This window comes from Corynebacterium sp. MC3, assembly GCF_900099485.1.
GTDB classification, from domain to species: domain Bacteria; phylum Actinomycetota; class Actinomycetes; order Mycobacteriales; family Mycobacteriaceae; genus Corynebacterium; species Corynebacterium pseudogenitalium.
Map to the genome: position 1 here is coordinate 134547 of NZ_LT622809.1, position 22019 is coordinate 156565.

Consider the following 22019-nt stretch of genomic DNA (forward strand, 5'->3'; position numbering starts at 1 on the left):
CCAAACATAACCGGAATGTCTCCGGAAACTCACATTGCTTTCGCAGAATCGTTGTGTCGCCAACCCGGCGGCTTAAAACCAAGTACTGATTCTGTGAAGGAAACTCATGGCTTTTACCAACCCACGTGTCGCCGCTGCAGCAACGTCCGCAGTGGTGGCGCTCGCTGTCGTCGCAACGCCTGCGCACGCCGCTGAACCGAAGGCGCCGAAGAACATCATCTACATGGTCGGCGACGGCATGGGCTACAACCACGTCGCAGCAGCCAACCTGTGGCAGACTGGCCAGTCCAAGTGGATGCTCAACGGCGAAAACAGCATCAACAGCATCTCCAACGTCGACGGCAAACCAGTCCAGGCCTTCGAGCAGGAGGACAAGGGCTGGAAGCACACCTCCATGACCACCTTCCAGTACGGCAACGAGTACGACGAAATCAAGGCGTGGAGCGACCGCGACTGGATCAACAAGAACTTCACCGACTCCGCCGCAGCCGCCACCGCCATGGGCACCGGCGTCAAGACGGACAACGGCAAGATCGGCGTCGACCACAAGGGTGAGAAACTGGAGAACACCTCCCAGCGCGCCGTGAAGCAGGGCAAGGCCGCCGGCGTCGTGTCCACTGTGCCGTTCAACCACGCCACCCCGGCAGGCTGGGGCGGCCACAACGAGAACCGTAGCAACTACACCCAGCTCGCCGACGAAATGCTCGGGCCCGACAGCCCACTGTCCGTCATCATGGGTGCTGGCCACCCACTCTACGACGACAACGCCCAAAAGACCGACAAGTTCAACCCGAAGTACATCACCGAGGAGACCTACAACAAGGTCGCCAACGGCGACACCGACTGGAGCCTCGTCACCGACCAGGCGGACTTCGAGTCCCTCGCCAAGGCAGCCAACAAGGACGCCAAGAAGGTCTTCGGCCTCGCCCCCGTGGCCAACACGCTGCAGCAGGGCCGCGCAGGCTCCGACGGCGAAGACAAGGCGAACGTCGGCCCGTACATCACCGAGTTCAACAAGGGCGTGCCGTCTCTGGCTACCATGTCGCTCGGCGCTCTGAACACCCTCAACCAGAACAAAGACGGCTTCCACCTCATGATCGAAGGCGGCGCCATCGACTGGACCGGCCACGCCAACACCATCGGCCGCTCCATCGAGGAGACCATCGACTTCTTTGACGCGGTAGAGGCCGTCGAAAAGTGGGTCGAGGAGAACTCCTCCTGGGAGGACACCCTGCTCATCGTCACCGCCGACCACGAAACCGGCTACCTCGCAGGCCCGCAGGATACCGACAAGTACAGCGAGCTCAGCGGCGCCAAGGGTGCCAAGCCGGAGCACACCTACAACTCCGACAACCACACCAACCAGCTCGTCGGCTTCTGGTACAAGGGCGCAGGTGCCGACGACATCTACGAAGCATCCACCAAGCACACTGACAAGATCCGCGGCTCCTACATCGACAACACCACCGTCGCCCGCCTCACCCTGGACAAGTGGTGGAACGGCGAACAGCCAGCAGACGACAAGAAGCCTGCCGACGGCTCCTCCGCCGACTCCCCGTGGCTCATCGCCATCCTGTCCATCCTCGGAGTCGCCGGTCTACTGGCTGTGATCGCACAGGCAGCACCATCCCTGGTGGACAACCTGCGCACGCAACTGCCTAAGTTCTAGCAGCTACTACCTGTCTACATAGGAAGCATCGGCAACTTCACGCCGAGCTTCGGCAGCGCAGCAATCAGGCCGATGATCGCGAGCACCGCCGCGATCACGCCACCAACAATCGCCGCCACGTTCAGCTCCGGCTCCGCCGTCGGGTACGCAACATCCGCCTGAGCGCCTTTCGCGCAGGCAGCGGCCGCGGCGGAGTCGGCGTCGTCAAGCATTGCCTGCTTCTCGGCGACCTTCCCAGCTGGCGTGGCGGCCCACGCCTTATACAGCGCCTCATCACTCTTCTCGACGCCAAACGGCACCTCAGCGCGCTTCATCTCCGGACCGACCTTGCGTGTCTCCGGGTCGATGTCCTCCAGCGAACCCTCCTTCGTCGGCTTCGTCTCCTTCACCGTCTTCTGCGCCTCGGCGTACTTCTCGGCGAGCTTCGCGGGCCGCTTCGTGGCGTCCGGGTAAGCAGCATCCACGGCGGCCACGAAGTCGCGTGCCTGCTCATGAGCGCCAATCATCTTCGCTTCATCGAACCAGGCCTTCACGAAGCGCTGCTCGTCGGCTGAGAGCTGCACAGTGCACATGCCGTCCTTGTCTTTCACGTTTACCGTCGCGGCTTGGGCGGGCGCGGCAATGGTGCCGAGCACGATCGCGGCGGCAGCAGCGCAGGTAACGATACGTTTCATGGTGTCCTCCTTGAGGTCGAGTGGGTGTACCGGGCGTACGTGTTTAGTTTCCGACACCGCATGTTGTGACAGCGTTAACGTGGGAATACGGGGGTAGGTGGGGGTGGTCTGCGGCTGGTCTCCGGGCGGTTCTCGCTCCGGTCGAGGTGTTCAAGGAGTGCGATGCAGGTCGCGCTTCCTCGCCCCGTCTGGCTGATTTTCGGCGACCAGCATCGCACGCTTCTAAGACCTCGACCGGAACGAAAACAATGCAAGTGAGTATCGAGATTGCAGGCGTGAGCGACTAGGATGAACGCAATTCTGAATTTGGACGCTGTAACGAGAACGGCCTGGTATTACTGGTCACCGTGTTCATGTCTGAACGCTGAGTACAGTTGATCAGTAATACAGTAATGACCAAGCTGTGAGGGGAACGAACGTGGGTACAAGGACGGCACTTGAGATCGCACACTGGTTTGTAGCGTGGGCAGAACAGATGGATGCGGATCTGTCGCAGCTCAAGCTCCAGAAGCTCCTGTACTATGCGCAGGGCGAACACATCGGATCGGCTGGAACCAAACTGTTTTCTGATGAGATCCAGGCATGGCAGCATGGTCCCGTCGTTGCTGACGTCTACAAGGCGACCAAGCAGTATGGGCGTAACCCCATTGATCCTGACGCTTTCATTCCTGAGGACTTTAATTGGGATGATTACGCTGATATCCAGGATGAGCTGGTAGCTGTGTGGCGCAAATACGGTATCTACTCTGCGTGGGCCTTGCGTGAAAAGACGCACTCGGAAAAACCTTGGCGCGAAGCGTTCTATGCCGGTAAAAATGTCGAGATTACCGAAGCTGCCCTGAAAGAATTCTTCAGCGCGGATTAAAGAAATGGGGAAGAAGAAAAAGCGGAGGGGGACGCCGCCAAAAGACAATCCTGGGATTCGGCCAAGTACTGCGCCAGAGAACCCCGGGTACCCGGCTCTTAGTTTCCGGTTACTTGAGCGTGGGTGGGGAATCGACACCATTTCTGCAGAGATGGCGCATTCGTTCCTACAAAAATGGGAGAAGAGAAGCACTATGCTCTGGGACGAGCTACGAGGTGCTGACCGGCATGGGCTAGGATCCGAAAGCTTGCCTGCATCAGCGATCATCCCAGCGCTTCCAGCCTGGATGGATCCGGCTTCCAAGTTGATCGTCTTCCGACATCATGAACGCTTACCGCAGGTCGGGGTTCGTATTGCAAACACCTTTGAAGTGATCTGGATTGAGTCGAAGTTCAACACGCTGTATTCCCATGATGGGAAGAACAGGCGTTAGCCAACACCGCCTCCCTTACAACTCCCGCGGCACCACTTTGCCGGTGGCGTTGCGGGGGAGCGCGTCGACGAAGTGGACGTCGCGCGGAACGGAATGCTCGGCGAGGTGGTCGCGGACCCAGCCCTGGACGCTGGCAGCCGTCAGCGCCTGGCCGTCTGGATCGTCAGCGCGGACGATCCAGGTGGCGACGCGTTTGAACGTGTCGGGGTCGTCGACGCTGCCGACGTAGAGGTCGTCGATACCTGGCATGCGCTCGAGGACTGCTGCGACGGATTGGGGGTGGACGTTTTCGCCGCCGACGATGATCATGTCGTCGCTGCGGGACACGACGTGCAGGAGGCCCTGGTTGTCGAAGTACCCGAGGTCGCCCATTTCGATGAGGCCGTCGATAGTGACTATGGGCGTGTCGGGGTTGGTGTAGCCGCGCAGGGCGGTTTCGTTGTTGAGGAAGATGCGCCCGACGGTGCCGGTGGGGACTTCGCGGCCTGCGTCGTCGTAGATGCGCAGGGTGGTGCCGGGTGGGACGCGGCCGACGCAGGTCGGGTCGTTGGCGACGGTGGTGGCGTCGGCGGCTGCGGCGAGGGCGAGTTCGGTGGAGCCGTAGATATTGGCCACGATGGGTCCGAAACGGTCGATGAGGCGCTCGGCGAGGAGTGGGGTCAGGGCGTTGCCGGCGGTGCCTATGAAGCGCAGGCGCGATGTGTCGTAGTCCTCCTCGAGGTCAAGCATGTGTTTGAGGAAGATAGGGGAGGAGATGAGGCCGTCACAACGGAAGTGCTCGAGTTGGCGGAAGGCGTTGGCAGGGTCGAAGACACGCTGCGTAACGATGGTGCCGCCGACCCCGAGTGTGATGTTGAGCGCGGACCAGCCCCAGGTGTGGAACATGGAGGCAGTCATCTGCACGGTGTCGCCGGCGCGAAACGGGATGGCTTCGAGGTAGCCGGCGGCGACGATGGGGAGGGCGGGCTCGGCGCGCAGGATGCCTTTGGGGATGCCGGAGGTGCCCGAGCTCATGAGCACGATGTCGCCGTGCTTCGGGAACAGCGGCAGCGCGGCGTCGCCGCCACCCATACTTATCGACGCCAACTTCGCCTCGTCAACTACCACCATGGCGGTGCCCATGTCTGGGATGCGGGGCAGGAACTCGTCGTCGGTGAAGAGGACGTTGATGTCGTTTTCCTCGATACACCCGCGGAGCTGTTCGGTGGAGGAGCCGACGTTGAGGAGGAAGATGGAGCCGCCGGTGTAGCCTTTGGCGCCCAGCGGCAGGATGATGCCGCGTCCGTTGCGGGCGATGACGCCGATGCGCGGCTGATCGGTGACGCTGAGGACCCAGCTGGCGACGTTGCGCGCTTGGGTGCGGAGGTCGCGGTAGGTGAGGAGGCCGGCGTCGTCGATAAGGGCGGTGCGCTCGGGGGCGGCGAGGTAGCCCTGTTCGATGGCGCGGGCGGTGGTGAAATGGAAGCGGAGCAGATTTGGTATAACCCCTAGCGCTGCTTTCGGGCTGTTGCCGAGGCTGATCATTCCGGCGCGGTGGGTGGCCCTGAGAAAGCGGAGAAACATTGCTCTATTCTATGACATCTGGCAAAGTAGGCGTAGTTCTTGTTGTAGATGTGAAAGAAGTGCACTTGTGTTTCGTAAGTTGACGGCGGCGATCGTCGCGACCGCGCTGGCCATTGTGCCAGCGCAGGCCACCGCGCAGCCGCGTAACATGGTGGTTTTCGGCGATTCAGTCATTGCCGACCCAACAGTCCACGACTGGGCGGCAGGAAAAATCGGCGCCACGCCACAAGGCTCCTCGGATGCGAAGGTCTGGTGCCCAACCGGTGCGAGGAATTGGGGCAAGCAGGCGGCTGCGCGCCTCGGGTTGCGGGCAATGGACTACTCCTGTGCCGGCACCGTTTCAACTCGCGTTGGCCCCTATTTCTCCCTGCAGGTTGACCGCGCGTTGCGCGACCGCGCCCTGAACCCGGCAACGGCCCGCGTCATCATCTCGACCGGCTTCAATGACACCTATTCGACCGGCGGCCGGTCCCCGGAGCAGGTGCGTCGCGCCTTCGTCGACGCGATGGTGCCGCAGGTGAACCGTATCCGGGCAGCGGCGCCGAACGCGCGCATCCAGATTGTCGGCTACCCGAAGATCACGCAGGGCGACCGCGTGTGCCTGTTTCAGCTGGGCAACAACATGCACGACGCCACCCCGATGCCCTTCGTGCAAGCGTGGGAGGACACCGCGCAGTGGATGCAGGTGGACCTGGCGCGCGCAGCGGGTGTCGAATTTTTGGACCTGAAGCCGTCCACGTGGAACAACAACATGTGTGCCCCGGACCACATCCGGATGTGGGCCGGGCTGGTCGATTTCGGCCCTTCGCCACGCAACATGCCGCTGCACGTGAACCAGCGCGGCCACGCCCACGTCGCGGACGTCATCGCGCATTCCTAGAAACTAGCTACTTGGCCAGCGCGTCCTCGATGGCCTGCTCGAAGGCCTCGTAAGGCTGCGCGCCGATGATTTCCTGGCCATTGACCAGGAAGGACGGGGTGGAGTTAAAGCCTGCACGCTGCGCTAGGTTGTTGGCGTCCTGCAGGGCGGCGTCGTACTTGTCGCTGGCGGCGTCGGCCTTGAACTTCTCCATGTCCGGCATGCCTGCGGCTTCAGCGAAGCGGACGAAGTCCTCCATGTCGAAGTCGGGGTGGCCTTTGGCCTTGATGGCCTCTGCCATGTAGGCGTCTTGGTACTCGAAGAATTTGCCTTGGTCGGCGGCAGCGCGGCCGGCGCGGGCTGCTTCGACGGCGGCCTGGCCGTTAACTACGAAGTCGTTGAACTCGATGCGCACCTTGCCCTCATCGACGTAGTTCTTGATGATCTGCGGCATGATCTCAACGTTGGCCTTGATGCAGAATGGGCAGTCCCAGTCGGAGAACTCGGAGAGGACGACGGGGGCGTCGACATCGCCGAGGGCCATTGGGTCGTTGGCGTCGCGGCGCTCGATCTCGGCGGCGGCCTCGTTCATAGTCGGTTCGGCGGCAGGCTCTTCGGCGGCCTGAGACGGTGCAGTCTGGGCGGTCTCCGTGGCGGGTGTCGCGGAGTTTGCGCCGATGACGTAGCCACCCACCCCGGTGCCGACCGCCAATACTGCCGTAAATGCCCACATCAGTGGTGGGATCTTGGTATCACTCATGGTGCTCCTTTGGTTGTTCTGCGTTTTGTAATGCTACCGCCCGCGCCAAACGAGCGTAGCGCAGCTCCTGCTCACGGAACCGGGTCCAGGTCGAGATGGTGGTGAAGAAGAACGCGATGATCAGCACGTACAGCATCAGGTCCGTGCCGCGGGCAACACCCAACCAGTTGGCAAGGATGGTGACGTCGTCGGGGCGCAGGATCGCCCAGATGGCGGCGATGAACATCGCGCCGAAGCCGATCTTCACCCACGCTTTCGCGTTCGCCTTTCGGCGGTTAGCAAAAAAGTAGAGCGCTAACAGGACGGTGGCGCAGATCAGCGCGAATTGGATCATGGGAGCCTCCCTGCCACGATGTTGTCGGCCAGGATGTTGACCCCGTTGATCAGCGACTGGCCCTTGCTCATCGAGTACTCGGTGTACAGGATCTCCACTGGTTCCTCGGCGACGCGCCACTTGCGCTGGTCGATCAGGGCGACGATCTCGGATGCGTGCGACATCCCGTTCATCCGCAGGTTCATCTCGTTGGCCACTTTGAGGTTGAAGGCGCGCAGGCCGTTGTGGGCGTCGCTCAGCCCGAGGCGACGAGTGCGCGGCGAGAGCATCACCACCGTGCGCAGCACCACGCGCTTGATCCATGGCACCTGCGAGGTGTCTTGGCCGGCGAAGCGGGTGCCCACCACGATGTCGAGCGGCTCCGTGCGCAGGCGTTGCACCATGCGCAGCACGTCCTTGACCTGGTGCTGACCGTCGGCGTCGAAGGTGACAAAGTACTTCGCACCCGGCTGGGCCCGCGCGTACTCCACCCCGGTCTGGATCGCAGCGCCTTGGCCCAGGTTCACCGGGTGATTGACCAAGTGGGCCCCGGCGGCGCGGATGGCGTCGGCCGAATTGTCGCGGGAGCCGTCGTTGACGGCCACGATGTTCGGGAACGTAGCCCGCGCATGCTCAATAACCTGCTGGATAACGGGGCCCTCGTTATAGCAGGGGATGATGAGCCAAGTGTCGTCATTCATGTTGACGCAGATGTTACCCGCCGCGGTGGAAAAGCCGCGCATAAACGCGCTTCAGCAGAGGCTTCGGCAGCAGGCGGTAGAGGGTGCGCACCGCGACGTTCACCATCGCGCGCGTGCGCCCGATCAGCCCGTAGCGCACCAGCCGGATCTGCATGTCTACCTCGGAGGTGAACATGTCGCTGCCGGTGCGGCGGTCGAACTGCTCGTCGGTGACCCGGAAGTAGGTGAGCGGCTCCTGCATGTTGTAGAGCGTGTAGCCCTCGGCGATGAGGCGCGCGAAGAGGTCGTAGTCCTCCATGAGGTGCACGTCCTGGTAGCCGCCCACAGCTTTGACGTCCGCGGTGCGGTACATCACGGAAGGGTGGTTCATGGGGGAGTTCATCTTGGCGTAGTGCGCGGGGTGCTCGGGCAGGCGCCGGATGCCGCCGGTGCGCTCCCCGTCGAATTCCTGCACCGCGGTGCCCACCACCGACACCTCGGGGTGCTGCTGCAAAAACTCGAGTTGTCGCTCGATGCGCTGGGGGAACGCCTTGTCGTCGGAGTCGAGCTGCGCCACGAACTCGCTGTCGATCGTCTCCAGTGCCGCCTGCAGCGCGGGGCCAGCACCGCGGTTTTCGGCACAGCGCACCACGCGCGCCCCATACTTCTCGACGACCCCCTCGACCCCATCCGCCACCGGCCCATCAAACACGACCACGACCTCGTCCGCGGGGCGGGTCTGCTCAGCGAGGGACTGTAGCGCCTCGGCGAGCTGGTCAGGAACGGTGCCGTGGTAGGCAGACAGGAGCGCTGTAACGGTGGACATGGATACCGATACTAGTTGCGCGCGGCGTCGAGAAGAAATGTGCCGTAGCCCGACTTCACCATGGACTCACCCAGGCTGACCAGCCTGTCCACAGAGATGAACCCCTGCTCGTAGGCGGCGACCTCCGGCGAGCCAATCACCAGCCCGGTGCGCTTCTGCAGCACCTCCACGTAGGCGGAGGCTTCCGCCATCGAGTCGATCGTGCCGGTGTCCAGCCACACATCCCCTCTGTTCAAGCGGTGGACCCGCAGCTGGTTCGCCTTGAGGTACGCCTCGTTCACGCTGGTGATCTCCAGCTCGCCGCGGGCACTCGGGGTGATCGTCTTCGCGATGTCCACGACCTGGTTGTCGTAAAAGTACAGGCCGACGACGGCGAAGTTGGACTTCGGGTGCTCCGGTTTCTCCTCAATCGAGGTGGCCACGCCATTCGCGTCGAAGTCCACCACGCCGTAGCGGTGCGGGTCGGAGACCTCGTAGGCGAAGATGGTGCCGCCGGTGCCGTCATGGCTTAAGTCCAGGGCGCCGTCGAAAATGTTGTCACCCAGCACGAGCGCCACCGAGTCATCCCCGATGAAGTCCTCGGCGATCAGGAACGCCTGGGCAAGGCCGTCGGGGGAGGGTTGGATGCCGTAGTGGAGCATGATGCCCCAGTCGGAGCCGTCGCCGAGCAGGCGCCGGAACGCGGGCGCGTCCTCCGGCGTGGTGATCACCATGATCTCCCGGATACCAGCGCTGATCAGCGTGGTCAGTGGGTAGTAGATCATGGGCTTGTCATAAATCGGCATCAACTGCTTCGAAATACCCTTCGTAATCGGGTAGAGCCGGGTGCCGGACCCGCCGGCCAGAATGATGCCCTTCATCGACTTAGCGCTTCGGCAGGATCTTATCCAGCGGCAGCTTCTCGATCACAGCCAGCACCGTGGTCAGAATGCCCATGATGAACAGGACGAGCGCCGGGGTGGACACGTTCGACGTGTCGCCCGCGGACAGCGCCATCGCCGGGTCCGTCGGAGCGGTGTTCGTCGTCGTGGTGGCCTCAACCGTCGGGGTGACCGTCGTCGTCACCGTCGGGGTGACGGTGACCGTGGTGGTTGCCGGGGCCGAAGGGGCAGACGGGGTCGAAGGAGTAGAAGTCTGCGTGGAAGCGAACGCCGGGGTTGCCACCACCAGTGCCCCCGCCACCGCGAGAGCTGCAAGAGAAGTGCGATTCATGCAGTACAACCTACCCAAGATAGAGCGCCAACGCAGCTCTCCAGTTCATGGGGGCAAAGCCCGTCGCCTTAATCTTGTCCAGCGCAAGCGTCGATTCCGCAGGCCGTGGCGCCTTGTCCTCGTACTCCTTTGAGGTCACCGGGTGTACCTGTGCGGGGTCCTTGCCCATCCCGATGAACACCGCCATTGCGATCTCGTCGCGGCCCACCGAATCCCCATCCGAGGTGATGTTGTACACCCCGTACGCAGCCTCGTTGGCGAGCAGGTGGCGGATGCCCTTCGCCAGGTCCTCCGCCGACGTCGGCCGCCCGCGCTGGTCCTTCACCACCCGCGGCTTTGCGCCGGCCTCCGCGAGGGAGCGCATCGTCGCCATAAAGTTCGCCCCGTCCCCGAACACCCACGACGTGCGCACCACGTAGTGCTTGCGCGCCACCTGCGCCGCCGTCTCCCCGGCAGCCTTCGACGCCCCGTAGCGGCTCAGCGGGCTCGGCAGCTCCTCTTCCGTGTGTACCTCCTGCGTGCCGTCGAAGATGTAGTCGCTGGACACGTGCACCAACACCAAGTCGTGCTCATTGGCTACCCGCGCCAGCCGCGCCGGGGCCTCCGCGTTCACACGCCACGCGCCCGCCGGGTCATCCTCCGCGCCGTTGACATCGTTATACGCCGCACAATTGACCACCGCCCAGTACTGCGACCAGTCCACACCCTCCAGCTTCGTAATATCCAGCTCATCCCGCGTACGAAACTCCGCCTCCTCCGGGCCGTAGAGCTCCTGCAACGCCCGGCCCAGCTGGCCGTTCGCGCCCGTCACGAGGATTTTGCGCTGGGGGACTGGGGTGGCGTCGACAAGCATGGGGTGGGTGAGGTCAGCCTCCGAAAGCTCCGTGGGCTCCAGCGGCCACTCGACCTCCCTGTAGGAGCAGTAGGCGTACTGCGCGCCGGGCTGGTAACGCTCGTTGACCAGGTAAATGTACGTCGTGCCGTCCTCGAGCGCCTGAAAGCCGTTGGCCACCCCGCGCGGCACGAACACCGCCGTCTCCGGGCCGATCTCGCAGCTGAACGTCTCCCCGAACGTCGCTGAGCCCTCGCGCATGTCCACCCACGCCCCAAACACGCGGCCCGACGCCACCGACACCCACTTATCCCACGGCTCCGCGTGCATGCCGCGAGTCGCCCCGCGCCGCGCGTTGAAACTCACATTCTGCTGCACCGGCACCAGCTTCTGCCCGGCCCAGTTCTCCTTGAACCAGCCGCGGTTATCCCGGTGCACCGCAAGCTCGTGGACTTCCAACCCAGCAATCATTACTGTCCTCTCGCCTCATAACGCTTCTCGACGTCCCCCTTCGCCCCTTCCCACCACCAGCGGTTCTCGCGATACCACTCGATGGTTTGCTGCAGCCCATCGCGCAGATCTTTCGTGTAACGCGGCCGCCACCCCAGCTCGTTGGTGAGCTTCGTGGAGTCCATCGCGTAGCGCTGGTCGTGGCCGGGGCGGTCGTTGACGTGCTCGTACTCGCCACCCATCAGCTCGCAGATCATCTCGATGACCTGCTTGTTCGTGGTGTGGTCGTTGTCCGCGCCGATGTTATACGTCTCACCCAGCTTGCCGCGTTCCAGGATGGTCAGCACGGCGTCGTTGTGGTCGTCGACGTGGATCCAGTCACGCACCTGCGCGCCCGTGCCGTACAGCTTCGCGGGCTGCCCGCACAGGATGTTCGTGATCTGGCGCGGGATGAACTTCTCCACGTGCTGGTACGGCCCATAGTTGTTGGAGCAGTTCGAAATCGTCGCCTGAATACCAAAACTGCGGATCCAGGCCCGCACCAAATGATCCGAGCCGGCCTTCGTCGCCGAATACGGACTCGACGGCTTATACGGCGTCGCCTCCGTGAACTTCTCGTTGCCCGTCAGCGGCAGGTCTCCGAACACCTCGTCCGTGGAAATGTGGTGCAGCCGCGCCCCGTGCCTGCGCACTGCCTCCAACAACACATACGTGCCGATCAAATTCGAGTGAATAAACGGCGACGGGTCCTCCAACGAATTATCGTTATGCGACTCCGCCGCGAAATGCACCACCACATCCGACGCCCCCACCAAGTCACCCACCAGCGCCTCATTAGCGACGTCCCCCTCCACCAACTCCACGTCCAACCCCCGCAGATTCGCCGGGTTGCCCGCGTACGTCAGCTTGTCCAGGACCGTGACCTTGTAGTCAGTGCGCTCGGTGACCATCCGCACGAAATTCGCGCCGATGAAGCCCGCACCACCAGTGACCAGCATTGTTCCCATGGGCTTCTACCTTAGCCGGAGCGCCACCAAATGTACCGCCGCCCCCGCCAGCGGGCCCGCGAACAAGGCCGTGACCACGACGGAGTGGACGTCGACACCCACGAGCCGCGGCATCACCCCCAGCACCGCGAACGCCACCGCCGTCGCCGTCAGCCACCCCGCGACGTACCAGCCGTGCCGCTCCAGCGACAGCACCGCCACCCCCGTAATAATCAGCGCGCCCATAAACGCCGACGCGAACGTGAGCACCCCAAGCGTCAACCCATCGACGTAAAACTCCGGGTCAAACGCCAGTTTTAGAATCCAGGGGCCCACCGCCCACGCCGCGGCGAAGCCCACAACGCCCAGTCCGAGCACCGCAGCCACCGGCTGCACCAACGCCGCAAACAACGCTTCTCGACGCTCCACAAACCTCACCACCAGCGCCGACTGGAACCGCTGCAACGGCACCAACACCGGCGCCCGCGTCAAAATCACCGCGTTCATAATCGCCGCCACCGACGCCTGCGGGAACGCGGCGTTCACCGCCGTCGGGAAGCCCGTAATCAGCGCCGCCGACGCCCCCGACGCCACCATCGCCGTCAACACTCGACGCACAAACACCCCACGATGCACATCCAACGGCACCCGCAAATGCTCCCGACGCAACACCACCAGCCAACTCAACGCGCCGACCACCGTAATCACAAGAAACGCAGGCAGCCCCCACCCCAGCGCCCACGCCGCCAACGCCAACACCAGCCGCACACCCGAATCCAACGCCACCAACGCCGCGTAACGCTCCCACAACTGCGCGCCACTGAGCACCCCTCCCAGCACAGCTTGGAACACATACATCACCAAGCCAACCTGCAGCAAGGCAGTAGCCGTCAGCGTGCTCCCGGGAACAACGGTGCCGATGAACAGCGCACCCGCGACAGTCACCACGACGACTACCACCAGCGCCGTCCAGGCTCCCAACCACCACGGATTCGCCGAACCCCGTCGGGCATCCTCGCGCGCCGCAGCGACGGCGCGGGTCGTCTCGTGGGTGAGGCCGTCAATAAGCCCAGTGGACGCGAAGAACAACCCCCAATACGCAGCGAAGTAGCGGTAGGCCGTGTCGGCGTCGAGCGCCTTCGACGCCACCCACAACACCACAAAGCCGCTGACCGCCGCGAACAGCGTGGCAAAAGAAAGGTGCTTCACCTGGCGTTACATCGCCTTACATTCCGAACGACGGCGCGATCGTGGTAAACCACGCCTTGTGCAGATCCTCGCGCCAGTACGGCCACGAGTGCGTCCCCGCATTCCGGAACTCATACTGCGCCGGAATATTCAGACCCTCCAGCTTCGCGCGCAAATCATGCGAACACTTATTAATCGCAGCCTCAATCACGCCGCCCTCAACCTGCAGAATCGCCGAACCGACACTCGCCGCAGGCTGCGGAAGCCCCTGACCAACCAAGTAACTCACCTGATCCTGGCGGCCCGCCAGACCAGTGCCCGTCGAAATGTACAAGCGGGTCCCGCGCAGCTTCTCCGCATTGACAAGCGCATCGTTATAGCGGTTATTCGGGCTGCCCATCGGGCCCCACATCATCTCCGGCGTCACCGTGCGGTAATCCAACGTTCCGGATGCCCGGTTCACCGTAATCCGGCCAAACTGGTACGCCTCAGGCGTCGACGTCGCCGCACACCCCGAGAACGACGCTGCCGACTTATAGAACCCCGGGTAGTGCGTCGGCAACACTAGGGACGTGGTTCCCGACATGGAGAATCCCACAATCGAACGACGGTTCTTATCCGCCCCCAGCAGGCCCTCAATCGGGCCCGGCAACTCCTTCACCAGGAACGTCTCCCACTTCTGCGGACCATTAATGTAGCGCGAGCGCACATTGTCACTCACCCAGTCCGTGTAGTACGAAAACGCGCCCTCCTGCGGAATCACAACATTGACGCCTTTGCCTGCAAAAAACTCGCGAGCATCACTCATGCTCAACCAGTCCTGGTGCTGCTCCGCACCACCAGCGCCGTTCAGCAGGTAAATCGTCGGCGCGTTCTGCACGCGCTGCCCCGCAGTATTCGTCGCAGGCAACACCGCCACCGGGATATCCCGGCGCATCGACGGCGAATACACCAAGAAGCTCAACACCTGCTTATGGTCAACCTTCTCGACCCACTTCTGCGGCTTCCCGTCCGTCTTCGCCAACGGTGGATTCGCAATTGCGTTCCAGGGCTTCACCGTACCCACGGGCTGGGCCGATGCTGCTGGCGTAACTGCTGGGATCGCCTGGAGTGCCGACAAAGGAATGGCCACAGCCATCGCTGTAGCCACAACCGAACGAGTGATGCGCTTCAACATGGAAGCCATCCTACTTTACAGATGTGGCAATTGGGGCTTCTGGTGTCACTTTGTTCGGCGTTTCGTGCAAGAATGTGGGAAGTATTTCGTTCTTACAGAATTTCTCTTTGAAAGAAGGTAGTTGCAATGAACCCGATCGAGTCCATGCAGGTCGCCATCAACAACGTCCTCGGTGAGCTGATCCACTTCGGCTCCTCGACGTCTTCCACCATCGCATACGGCATGGGCCTGTTCTAGAGGCTCGGCCCGCTTGAACCCGTCGCGCCACCTTTTGTTGGGTGGTGCGGCGGGTTTTGTGGTTCGTGCAGGGCGCTGCGCACCAAATTCCTAGGGTTGGGAGGAGGCTGAGGCGTTTCCCCGGGTGGCTGAGTGGGCGTGAGGGAATTTGGTGTCTTGTGGAAACGCTGGAGTGTCAAAGGGCGCAACCTTATTTAGGCTAGACATTCAAACCTGCAGGTGAGAAAAGTGCTAGATGTTAAGGGTTGCGTCCTTTGGCACTGGTCGACCAGGGAGCGCACCAAATTCCTAGTTTTCGGCGGGATGGTTTGCGTTTCCGCAGTTCGCCGAAGGGAGCGTGAAGGAATTTGGTGTCTGGGGTGGGAGTTAGAGCCCAAGCGCCGGCTTGATGGTCTGCTTCCAGGACAGCTCCAGGTCTTCCTTCCAGATGCGCCATGAGTGGGTGCCGGTGGCGCGCAGGTTGGCGTTGTAAGGGATGTCGTTGGCTTTCAGCTTGACCAGCAGGTCGTGGGTGCAGGCGTTCATGGCGGCTTCAATCACGCCGCCCTCGACGATGAGGGTTTGGGCGTTCGCGGAGGCCTGGACGAAGTCCATGTCGCGGGTCTTGCGGAGGAAGCCGACGGTGTCACTTTCGGCGAAAAGGCCCGTTGCGCTGGAGATGTACAGCTTGGTGCCCTTGAGCTTCTCGGCGTTGACGAGGGCGTCGTTGTGGCGGTTGTACTCGCTGCCGGCGCGGCCCCACATCTCCTCCGGCTTGGCGCCGCCGCGGTTGACGGTGAGGTTGACCCAGCCGTTCGGGATGCCCGTCGAGGTAGCGGCGCAGCCGGAGAAGGAGCCGACGGCGGCGTATTTGCCCGGGTTGTGCTCGGCAAGGAGGAGGGCTGAGGTGGCGGACATGGAGAACCCGACCACGGCGCGCTTGTCGTTGGCCTCGAGGTAGGGCTCGATGGCGTCAGGAAGCTCGGAGCCCAGGAACGTGGACCACAGCTGTTTGCCCTGCAGGTAGCGGGAGTTCGGCTCGTAGAGCCAGTCGATGTAGTAGGAGAACGCACCCGCCATCGGGATGACGACGTTGACCGGCTCGTCTTCGAAGACCTTCTTCACCACGGTTCCGGCCTGCGCGATCCAGTCAGTATCCTGCTCGGAGCCACCGGCGCCGTTGAGGAGGTAGATGGTCGGTGCGTTCGGTACGCCAGCGCGGATCACGCCGACGGGGATGTCGCGCTCCATAGCGGGGGAGTAGACGCTGAGCTTCTCGGAGCCGCGGATGCCGTCGATGTTGGTGAACCAGTACTGATCGCCGCCGCTGGGTTTTTGCGGTGCGGTTTCCAGCTTCTTTACGCGCGCGACGGCATCGTTTGTGGTTTCGGCACCCTCGGCTGTGGGGATGTCGGCGTCGTCAAGCGTGGGTTCGGTGCTGTCTTCCTCGACGACTTCGACGACCGTCGTTTCCTCAACCTGGGTTGTGGTCGTGGTGGTCTTCGAGGAAGAGGTCGTCGTCGCTTCACTTATCGACGTCTCCTCTACGCTCTGGGCGGCAGAAATAGTCGTTGCCTGTTCGGATGGTGTAACGGCATACCAGCCTCCTGCAGCGATCGCTACGGCGGCGGCTCCGGCGATAGCTGGACGCGCAATATTCACGGGGTGCTCCTCAACTATTTGTAAGCGGTGAAGGGGGTCCTTCAAGCATTCTATTAAAGTGTCCGATATTGAAGCGAAAACGTTACAAGCAACGTATTCTATGTGGCGTGACTAAAGAGCATTATGACGTTGTTGTCCTCGGCGCTGGCCCTGGTGGCTATGTCGCCGCCATCCGAGCAGCGCAGCTGGGCCTGAAGGTTGCGGTCATTGAGAAGCAGTACTGGGGAGGTGTGTGCCTCAACGTTGGGTGTATCCCGTCGAAGTCGTTGATTAAGAACGCGGAGATCGCTCACATCTTCAACCATGAAGCGAAGACGTTCGGCATCAAGGGTGATGTCGAATTCGATTACAAAGACGCCCATAAGCGCTCCCGCAAGGTCTCCGAGAAGATCGTCGGCGGCGTGCATTACTTGATGAAGAAGAACAAGATCCAGGAGATCCACGGTGTTGGTTCCTTCACCGACTCCAAGACGATCGAGATCACCGAAGGCGACGACAAGGGTAAGACTGTCACCTTCGACAACTGCATTATCGCGACAGGCTCCGTCGTGCGCACCCTGCCAGGCATCGAGTTGAGCAAGAACGTTGTGTCCTTCGAGGAGCAGATTCTTAACGAGGACGCGCCGAAGTCCATGGTTATTGTGGGTGCGGGCGCTATCGGCATGGAGTTTGCGTACGTGCTGTCCAACTACGGCGTGGACGTCACCGTTATCGAGTACATGGATCGCGTCCTGCCGAACGAGGACAAGGACGTGTCCAAGGAGATCGCGAAGGCGTACAAGAAGCTCGGCGTCAAGCTCATGACCGGCCACGCAACCACTGCCGTGCGCGACAACGGCGACTCGGTCGAGGTGGACGTCAAGAAGAATGGCACCGACAAGACTGAAACGCTCACCGTTGAGCGCGTCATGATCTCTGTCGGCTTTGCCCCGCGCGTCGAGGGCTACGGCCTGGACAAGGCTGGTGTCGAGCTCACCGAGCGTGGCGCCATCGCCATCGATGACCGCATGCGCACCAACGTTGACGGCATCTACGCCATCGGCGATGTCACCGCGAAGCTGCAGCTCGCGCACGTTGCGGAGGCGCAGGGCATCATCGCCGCCGAAACCATCGCGGGTGCCGAAACCCTCGAAATCGAGGACTACATGATGACGCCACGCGCCACCTTCTGCAACCCTCAGGTCGCCTCCATGGGTTACACCGAGGAGCAGGCGAAGGAGAAGTGGCCAGACCGCGAAATCAAGGTTGCGACCTTCCCGTTCTCTGCGAACGGCAAGGCAGTCGGTCTGGCTGAGACCGCGGGCTTCGGCAAGATCGTCGCCGACGCCGAATACGGCGAGATCCTCGGCGCTCACCTGGTTGGCGCCAACGTTGCCGAGCTGCTGCCAGAGGTCGTCCTCGCCCAGCGTTTCGACCTCACCGCCGGCGAAATCGCGCGCTCCATCCACATTCACCCAACCCTGTCCGAGGTGCTGAAGGAAGCAGCCCACGGCATTGAAGGCCACATGATCAACCTGTAGCCTTTTTCTTCTCGACGCCCGGTCCCGCCTGTTGGTGGGGCCGGGTTTTGCGCTGTGCGGGTGGGGTCCTCGCTCAGTTGCCCTGCCTTCGCGCCTTCATACATTGCTCCGGTCGAGGTGTTAAAGGAGTGCGATGCTGGTCGCCTCTTTTGGCCGGCTCTATCCGATTTTTGCCGACCTGCATCGCACGCTTCTAAGCGCACGCTTCGAACGTTTTGGGGGCGCGCTGACGGGGTAGTAAAAGGACCGCTCACCCTCCCATTTCCCGATGTTTGAAGCAGACTCTTGACTACCGGCCTTTGGGGGTAGTTCGAAGATTTTATAGACGTTACGCGCAGGTCGTGAGTAACATCACAAATTAGGTTTACCTTGGTTTGTTCTCATACTGAATATGTGCAGGGTGTCGCCATGCTAAAAATTTCGAAAATTTGCCAAGCGCGTCCAGGCGGTGAATTTTGGGTGAAAATCAGGCGAAAGAAACATGCTCTGACTAGGCAATAGTGAAGAATGGTGCCTAAAGTGGTTGTGACACTGGAGGTGCCATGACTGTACAAAAAACAGACCGTGAAGCAATTCGTCACGGAAAAATTACTGAGAAGCCGCTACGAGAGCGGCCAGGGTTCCCAACATGGGCAGTAAAGCTCGAGATGGCCATCACTGGCCTCATCTTCTCGCTCTTCCTTCTTGTTCACATGGTGGGCAACCTGAAGATTTTCATGCCGCTTAAGGCTGATGGCGGCGCACACATTGATGACTACGGCGAGTGGTTCCGCACGTTTGGTGAACCACTGTTCCCGCGCGGGGGATTCCTGTGGATTCTCCGTATCGTCCTGCTGACCTGCTTGATCCTGCACGTGTATGGTGCGTTCACTCTGAAGAAGCGTTCCGCCGAGTCGCGCGGTACGTTCAAGCGCACGAACCTGATGGGAGGCTGGCAGTCCACCGCTACGCGTTGGATGCTGGTGACCGGCGTCATCCTGCTGCTGTTCATCATTTTCCACATCCTGGATCTGACCGCGGGCACGGTTGTTGCTTCTGAGCAGTTCGTTCATGGCAATGTCCGTGACAACCTGATTGCAACCTTCGCTCCTGAGCGTTGGTACGTGACCCTGTTCTACCTGGTTGCCATGCTTGCGCTGCTGCTGCACCTGACGCACGGTGTGTACTTGGCAGTTTCTGACCTTGGATGGCTCGGCGAGCGTGGACGCGGCGTAATGGTCGTGTTGGGGTACGTACTGCCGTTCATCGTTGTTCTTGGAAACGTCATCATGCCACTGGCCATCATGGCTGGTCTTATCCCGGGGTACACCCGCTAACGGCTGATTAGGAGAAACTTTAATGACTACCTCTTTGAACCAGACGCAGGACGAGGTGTTCCGCCAGCCGGAGTCCTCGGCTCCTGGCGTCACCATTGGCCGCATTCTTGATAATGCAATGCCGGACCGCCACAAGGTCCGGATGAAGGACATGTGGGAGTACCAGAAGGACCACATGCAGCTGGTGTCCCCACTGAACCGTCGCAAGTTCAAGGTGCTCGTTGTGGGCACGGGCTTGGCTGCCGGTGCTTCTGCCGCCGCATTGGGCGAGCTGGGCTACCAGGTACAGGTCTTCACGTACCATGACGCTCCTCGTCGTGCACACTCCATTGCAGCGCAGGGTGGCGTCAACGCTGCTCGCGGCAAGAAGGTTGATAACGACGGTGCGTACCGCCACGTGAAGGACACTGTCAAGGGTGGCGACTACCGCTGCCGTGAGGCTGACTGCTGGCGCCTGGCCGTCGAGTCGGTCCGCGTGATTGACCACATGAACGCGATTGGTGCTCCGTTCGCGCGTGAGTACGGTGGCTCCCTGGCTACCCGTTCCTTCGGTGGTGTGCAGGTCTCCCGTACCTACTACACCCGTGGCCAAACGGGCCAGCAGCTGCAGCTGTCCACCGCTTCGGCGCTGCAGCGTCAGATCCACTTGGGCAACGTTGAGATCTTCACGCACAACGACCTGATCGATCTGATCATTACTGAGGAAGACGGCAAGAAGCGTTGCCGCGGTATTGTTACCCGCAACCTGATTGACGGCTCCCTGACCCCGTTCACCGGCCATGCTGTTGTGCTGGGTACCGGTGGTTACGGCAACGTGTACCACAAGACCACGTTGGCGAAGAACTCGAACTCCTCCGCGATGATGCGTGCGCACGAGCTTGGTGCGTACCTGGCGTCGCCGGCGTTCATTCAGTTCCACCCGACCGGCCTGCCGCTGAACGCGAGCTGGCAGTCGAAGACGACGCTGATGTCCGAGTCCCTGCGTAACGACGGCCGCATCTGGACCCCGAAGGAAAAGGGCGACGACCGCGACCCGAACACCATTCCAGAGGACGAGCGCGACTACTTCCTGGAGCGTCGTTACCCGGCGTTCGGTAACCTCGTGCCGCGTGACGTTGCGTCCCGCGCGATTTCCCAGCAGCTCAACGCTGGCTTTGGCGTTGGCCCGCTGCACAACTCGGCGTACCTGGACTTCAAGGATTCCATCGAGCGCCTTGGTGAGGACACTATCCGCGAGCGTTACGGCAACCTCTTCGAGATGTACGAGGACTCCACCGGCGAGAACCCATACAAGGCCCCGATGCGTATTGCGCCGACGGTGCACTTCTCCATGGGTGGCCTGTGGACCGACTTCAACGAGATGACGTCTATCGACGGCCTCTTCGCAGCCGGCGAGTGCTCCTGGACCTACCACGGTGCGAACCGCCTGGGCGCGAACTCGCTGCTGTCCGCATCGGTTGACGGCTGGTTCACCATTCCGTTCACGGTGCCGAACTACCTGGCAGACCACCTGAACGAGCCGGTGTACGGCGAGGACGCTCCGGCATCCGTCGAAGCCGTTGAGCGTGCGCAGCAGCGCATTGACAGCCTGATGAACATCAAGGGCTCCGACCCGCACGGCCCGGAGTACTTCCACATCAAGCTTGGCGAGATCCTCTACCTGCACTGTGGCGTGGCACGTACCGCCGACAGCCTGCGCGAGGGCATCGACAAGATCCGTGCCCTGCGTGATGACTTCTGGGCGAACCTCCACATCCCAGGCCGCGCTGATGAGATGAACCAGGTGCTCGAGGCTGCGCTTCGACTGGTTGACTACATCAACCTCGGCGAGCTGATGTGCATTGACGCACTTGACCGTGACGAGTCCTGTGGTGCTCACTACCGCATGGACCACCTCACCGAAGACGGCGAGGCCCGCCGTGACGACGAGAACTGGTGCTTCGTCTCCGCATGGGAGACCGTGGGCAACGACCAGTTCGTGCGTCACGCCGAGCCACTGTACTTCGATTCGATCCCACTGATGACGAGGAACTACAAGTAATGAAACTGACACTTGAGATCTGGCGTCAGGCCGGACCCGAAACTGAAGGCCACTTCGAGACCGTCGAGGTGCCGGACGCAGTTGAGCAGATGTCCATCCTGGAGCTGCTCGACCACGTCAACAACCAATTTGTTGAGGAAGGCAAGGAGCCTTTCACCTACGCTTCTGACTGCCGCGAGGGCATCTGCGGTACCTGTGGCCTGACCATCAACGGGCGCCCACACGGTGCGGACCAGAACGTCCCTGCATGTCTGCAGCGCCTGGTGAACTACAACGACGGCGACACCCTCAAGATTGAGCCGTTCCGCTCCGCTGTGTTCCCGGTCATCAAGGACCTCGTGGTTGACCGCTCCGCGCTCGACCGCGTGATGCAGCAGGGCGGCTACGTATCCGTCTTCCCGGGCACCGCCCCAGACGCAGACACCCTGTCCGTCAACCACCACGACTCCGAGCTTGCACTCGACTACGCAGCCTGCATCGGCTGTGGTGCTTGTGTGGCTGCGTGCCCGAATGGCGCCGCGCACCTGTTCACTGGTGCTAAGCTGAAGCACTTGAAGCTGCTGCCACTGGGCAAGCTGGAGCGTAGCCGTCGTGCACGCAAGATGATCGACGAGTTGGAAACCAACTTCGGTCCTTGCTCCCTGTACGGCGAGTGCGCAGACGTCTGCCCTGCAGGCATTCCGCTGGATGCAGTCGGCGCGATTAACGCCGAGCGTGTCCGCGCGGCAGTCCGTGGCGGCGACGACTAAACAGAGAATAAAACGAGGAAGGAAACAA

The 22019-nt window shown here is 61.8% G+C and carries 21 protein-coding genes; 8 read left to right on the forward strand and 13 right to left on the reverse strand.

Features of this window, described 5'->3' with window-relative positions; genetic code table 11:
* Positions 1 to 106: 106 nt before the first annotated feature.
* The gene (locus tag BQ4436_RS00830) at positions 107 to 1669 is read left to right on the forward strand and encodes an alkaline phosphatase (RefSeq protein ID WP_083329367.1); all 1563 of its coding nucleotides are present in this window, start codon (positions 107 to 109) and stop codon (positions 1667 to 1669) included.
* Between the two features lie 14 nt (positions 1670 to 1683).
* Here BQ4436_RS00830 and BQ4436_RS00835 read toward each other — a convergent pair whose 3' ends face one another.
* Entirely contained in the window at positions 1684 to 2343 is a 660-nt protein-coding gene (locus tag BQ4436_RS00835) for a hypothetical protein (protein WP_070975177.1), read from the reverse strand.
* A 418-nt stretch (positions 2344 to 2761) separates the two neighbouring features.
* Here BQ4436_RS00835 and BQ4436_RS00840 point away from each other — a divergent pair, with 418 nt between their 5' ends.
* Both BQ4436_RS00840 and BQ4436_RS11830 read left to right on the forward strand, forming a co-directional pair.
* Positions 2762 to 3208: a Panacea domain-containing protein gene (locus tag BQ4436_RS00840; RefSeq protein ID WP_143000745.1), complete on the forward strand. Its 447-nt coding sequence runs from the start codon at positions 2762 to 2764 to the stop codon at positions 3206 to 3208.
* Between the two features lie 247 nt (positions 3209 to 3455).
* A complete protein-coding gene (locus tag BQ4436_RS11830; RefSeq protein WP_143000746.1) occupies positions 3456 to 3641 on the forward strand; it encodes a hypothetical protein in 186 nt (61 codons plus the stop codon).
* A 15-nt stretch (positions 3642 to 3656) separates the two neighbouring features.
* On the opposite strand, the gene BQ4436_RS00850 is transcribed toward BQ4436_RS11830, so the two are convergent.
* Positions 3657 to 5204: an AMP-binding protein gene (locus BQ4436_RS00850; protein ID WP_070975179.1), complete on the reverse strand. Its 1548-nt coding sequence runs from the start codon at positions 5202 to 5204 to the stop codon at positions 3657 to 3659.
* A 67-nt stretch (positions 5205 to 5271) separates the two neighbouring features.
* Here BQ4436_RS00850 and BQ4436_RS00855 point away from each other — a divergent pair, with 67 nt between their 5' ends.
* Positions 5272 to 6084 carry a GDSL-type esterase/lipase family protein gene (locus tag BQ4436_RS00855; RefSeq protein WP_070363231.1) on the forward strand — a complete coding sequence of 271 codons (813 nt, stop codon included), beginning with the start codon at positions 5272 to 5274 and terminating at the stop codon, positions 6082 to 6084.
* 7 nt (positions 6085 to 6091) lie between these two features.
* Here the strand turns inward: BQ4436_RS00855 and BQ4436_RS00860 are convergent, their stop codons facing one another.
* The 11 genes from BQ4436_RS00860 to BQ4436_RS00910 all read right to left on the reverse strand — a co-directional run bounded on the left by BQ4436_RS00860 (position 6092) and on the right by BQ4436_RS00910 (position 16365).
* Positions 6092 to 6823 (reverse strand): DsbA family protein, encoded by a 732-nt coding sequence (locus BQ4436_RS00860; RefSeq protein WP_246814886.1) that lies wholly within the window; start codon positions 6821 to 6823, stop codon positions 6092 to 6094.
* On the reverse strand, positions 6816 to 7157 hold the full coding sequence (locus BQ4436_RS00865; protein WP_070477332.1) for a DUF2304 domain-containing protein: 342 nt from the start codon (positions 7155 to 7157) through the stop codon (positions 6816 to 6818). The genes BQ4436_RS00860 and BQ4436_RS00865 overlap by 8 nt, the downstream gene beginning before the upstream one ends.
* Positions 7154 to 7837 carry a glycosyltransferase family 2 protein gene (locus BQ4436_RS00870; protein ID WP_070975203.1) on the reverse strand — a complete coding sequence of 228 codons (684 nt, stop codon included), beginning with the start codon at positions 7835 to 7837 and terminating at the stop codon, positions 7154 to 7156. The genes BQ4436_RS00865 and BQ4436_RS00870 overlap by 4 nt, the downstream gene beginning before the upstream one ends.
* A 13-nt stretch (positions 7838 to 7850) precedes the next feature.
* A complete protein-coding gene (locus tag BQ4436_RS00875) occupies positions 7851 to 8642 on the reverse strand; it encodes a glycosyltransferase (protein ID WP_070975180.1) in 792 nt (263 codons plus the stop codon).
* Positions 8643 to 8653: 11 nt separating this feature from the next.
* The gene (gene rfbA / locus BQ4436_RS00880; RefSeq protein ID WP_070975181.1) at positions 8654 to 9502 is read right to left on the reverse strand and encodes a glucose-1-phosphate thymidylyltransferase RfbA; all 849 of its coding nucleotides are present in this window, start codon (positions 9500 to 9502) and stop codon (positions 8654 to 8656) included.
* A 4-nt stretch (positions 9503 to 9506) separates the two neighbouring features.
* Positions 9507 to 9854: a hypothetical protein gene (locus BQ4436_RS00885; RefSeq protein WP_070975182.1), complete on the reverse strand. Its 348-nt coding sequence runs from the start codon at positions 9852 to 9854 to the stop codon at positions 9507 to 9509.
* Between the two features lie 10 nt (positions 9855 to 9864).
* Positions 9865 to 11157 carry a dTDP-4-dehydrorhamnose reductase gene (gene rfbD / locus BQ4436_RS00890; RefSeq protein WP_070975183.1) on the reverse strand — a complete coding sequence of 431 codons (1293 nt, stop codon included), beginning with the start codon at positions 11155 to 11157 and terminating at the stop codon, positions 9865 to 9867.
* Positions 11157 to 12143, reverse strand: coding sequence for a dTDP-glucose 4,6-dehydratase (gene rfbB, locus BQ4436_RS00895; RefSeq protein WP_070975184.1), 987 nt, complete (start codon positions 12141 to 12143; stop codon positions 11157 to 11159). The genes rfbD and rfbB overlap by 1 nt, the downstream gene beginning before the upstream one ends.
* Before the next feature lie 6 nt (positions 12144 to 12149).
* A complete protein-coding gene (locus BQ4436_RS00900) occupies positions 12150 to 13331 on the reverse strand; it encodes a hypothetical protein (protein WP_070975185.1) in 1182 nt (393 codons plus the stop codon).
* A 16-nt stretch (positions 13332 to 13347) separates the two neighbouring features.
* A complete protein-coding gene (locus tag BQ4436_RS00905; protein ID WP_255366076.1) occupies positions 13348 to 14487 on the reverse strand; it encodes an alpha/beta hydrolase in 1140 nt (379 codons plus the stop codon).
* Positions 14488 to 15090: 603 nt separating this feature from the next.
* Entirely contained in the window at positions 15091 to 16365 is a 1275-nt protein-coding gene (locus tag BQ4436_RS00910) for an alpha/beta hydrolase (RefSeq protein WP_070975186.1), read from the reverse strand.
* Positions 16366 to 16472: 107 nt separating this feature from the next.
* Between BQ4436_RS00910 and lpdA the strand changes: the two genes are divergently transcribed.
* The 4 genes from lpdA to BQ4436_RS00930 all read left to right on the forward strand — a co-directional run bounded on the left by lpdA (position 16473) and on the right by BQ4436_RS00930 (position 21991).
* Positions 16473 to 17885: a dihydrolipoyl dehydrogenase gene (gene lpdA / locus BQ4436_RS00915; protein ID WP_176754776.1), complete on the forward strand. Its 1413-nt coding sequence runs from the start codon at positions 16473 to 16475 to the stop codon at positions 17883 to 17885.
* 542 nt (positions 17886 to 18427) lie between these two features.
* Positions 18428 to 19201 (forward strand): succinate dehydrogenase cytochrome b subunit, encoded by a 774-nt coding sequence (locus BQ4436_RS00920; RefSeq protein ID WP_070363223.1) that lies wholly within the window; start codon positions 18428 to 18430, stop codon positions 19199 to 19201.
* Positions 19202 to 19223: 22 nt separating this feature from the next.
* The gene (locus BQ4436_RS00925; protein WP_070975187.1) at positions 19224 to 21242 is read left to right on the forward strand and encodes a fumarate reductase/succinate dehydrogenase flavoprotein subunit; all 2019 of its coding nucleotides are present in this window, start codon (positions 19224 to 19226) and stop codon (positions 21240 to 21242) included.
* Complete coding sequence (locus BQ4436_RS00930) at positions 21242 to 21991, forward strand: succinate dehydrogenase/fumarate reductase iron-sulfur subunit (protein WP_070363221.1); 750 nt, start codon at positions 21242 to 21244, stop codon at positions 21989 to 21991. The genes BQ4436_RS00925 and BQ4436_RS00930 overlap by 1 nt, the downstream gene beginning before the upstream one ends.
* Positions 21992 to 22019: the final 28 nt, after the last annotated feature.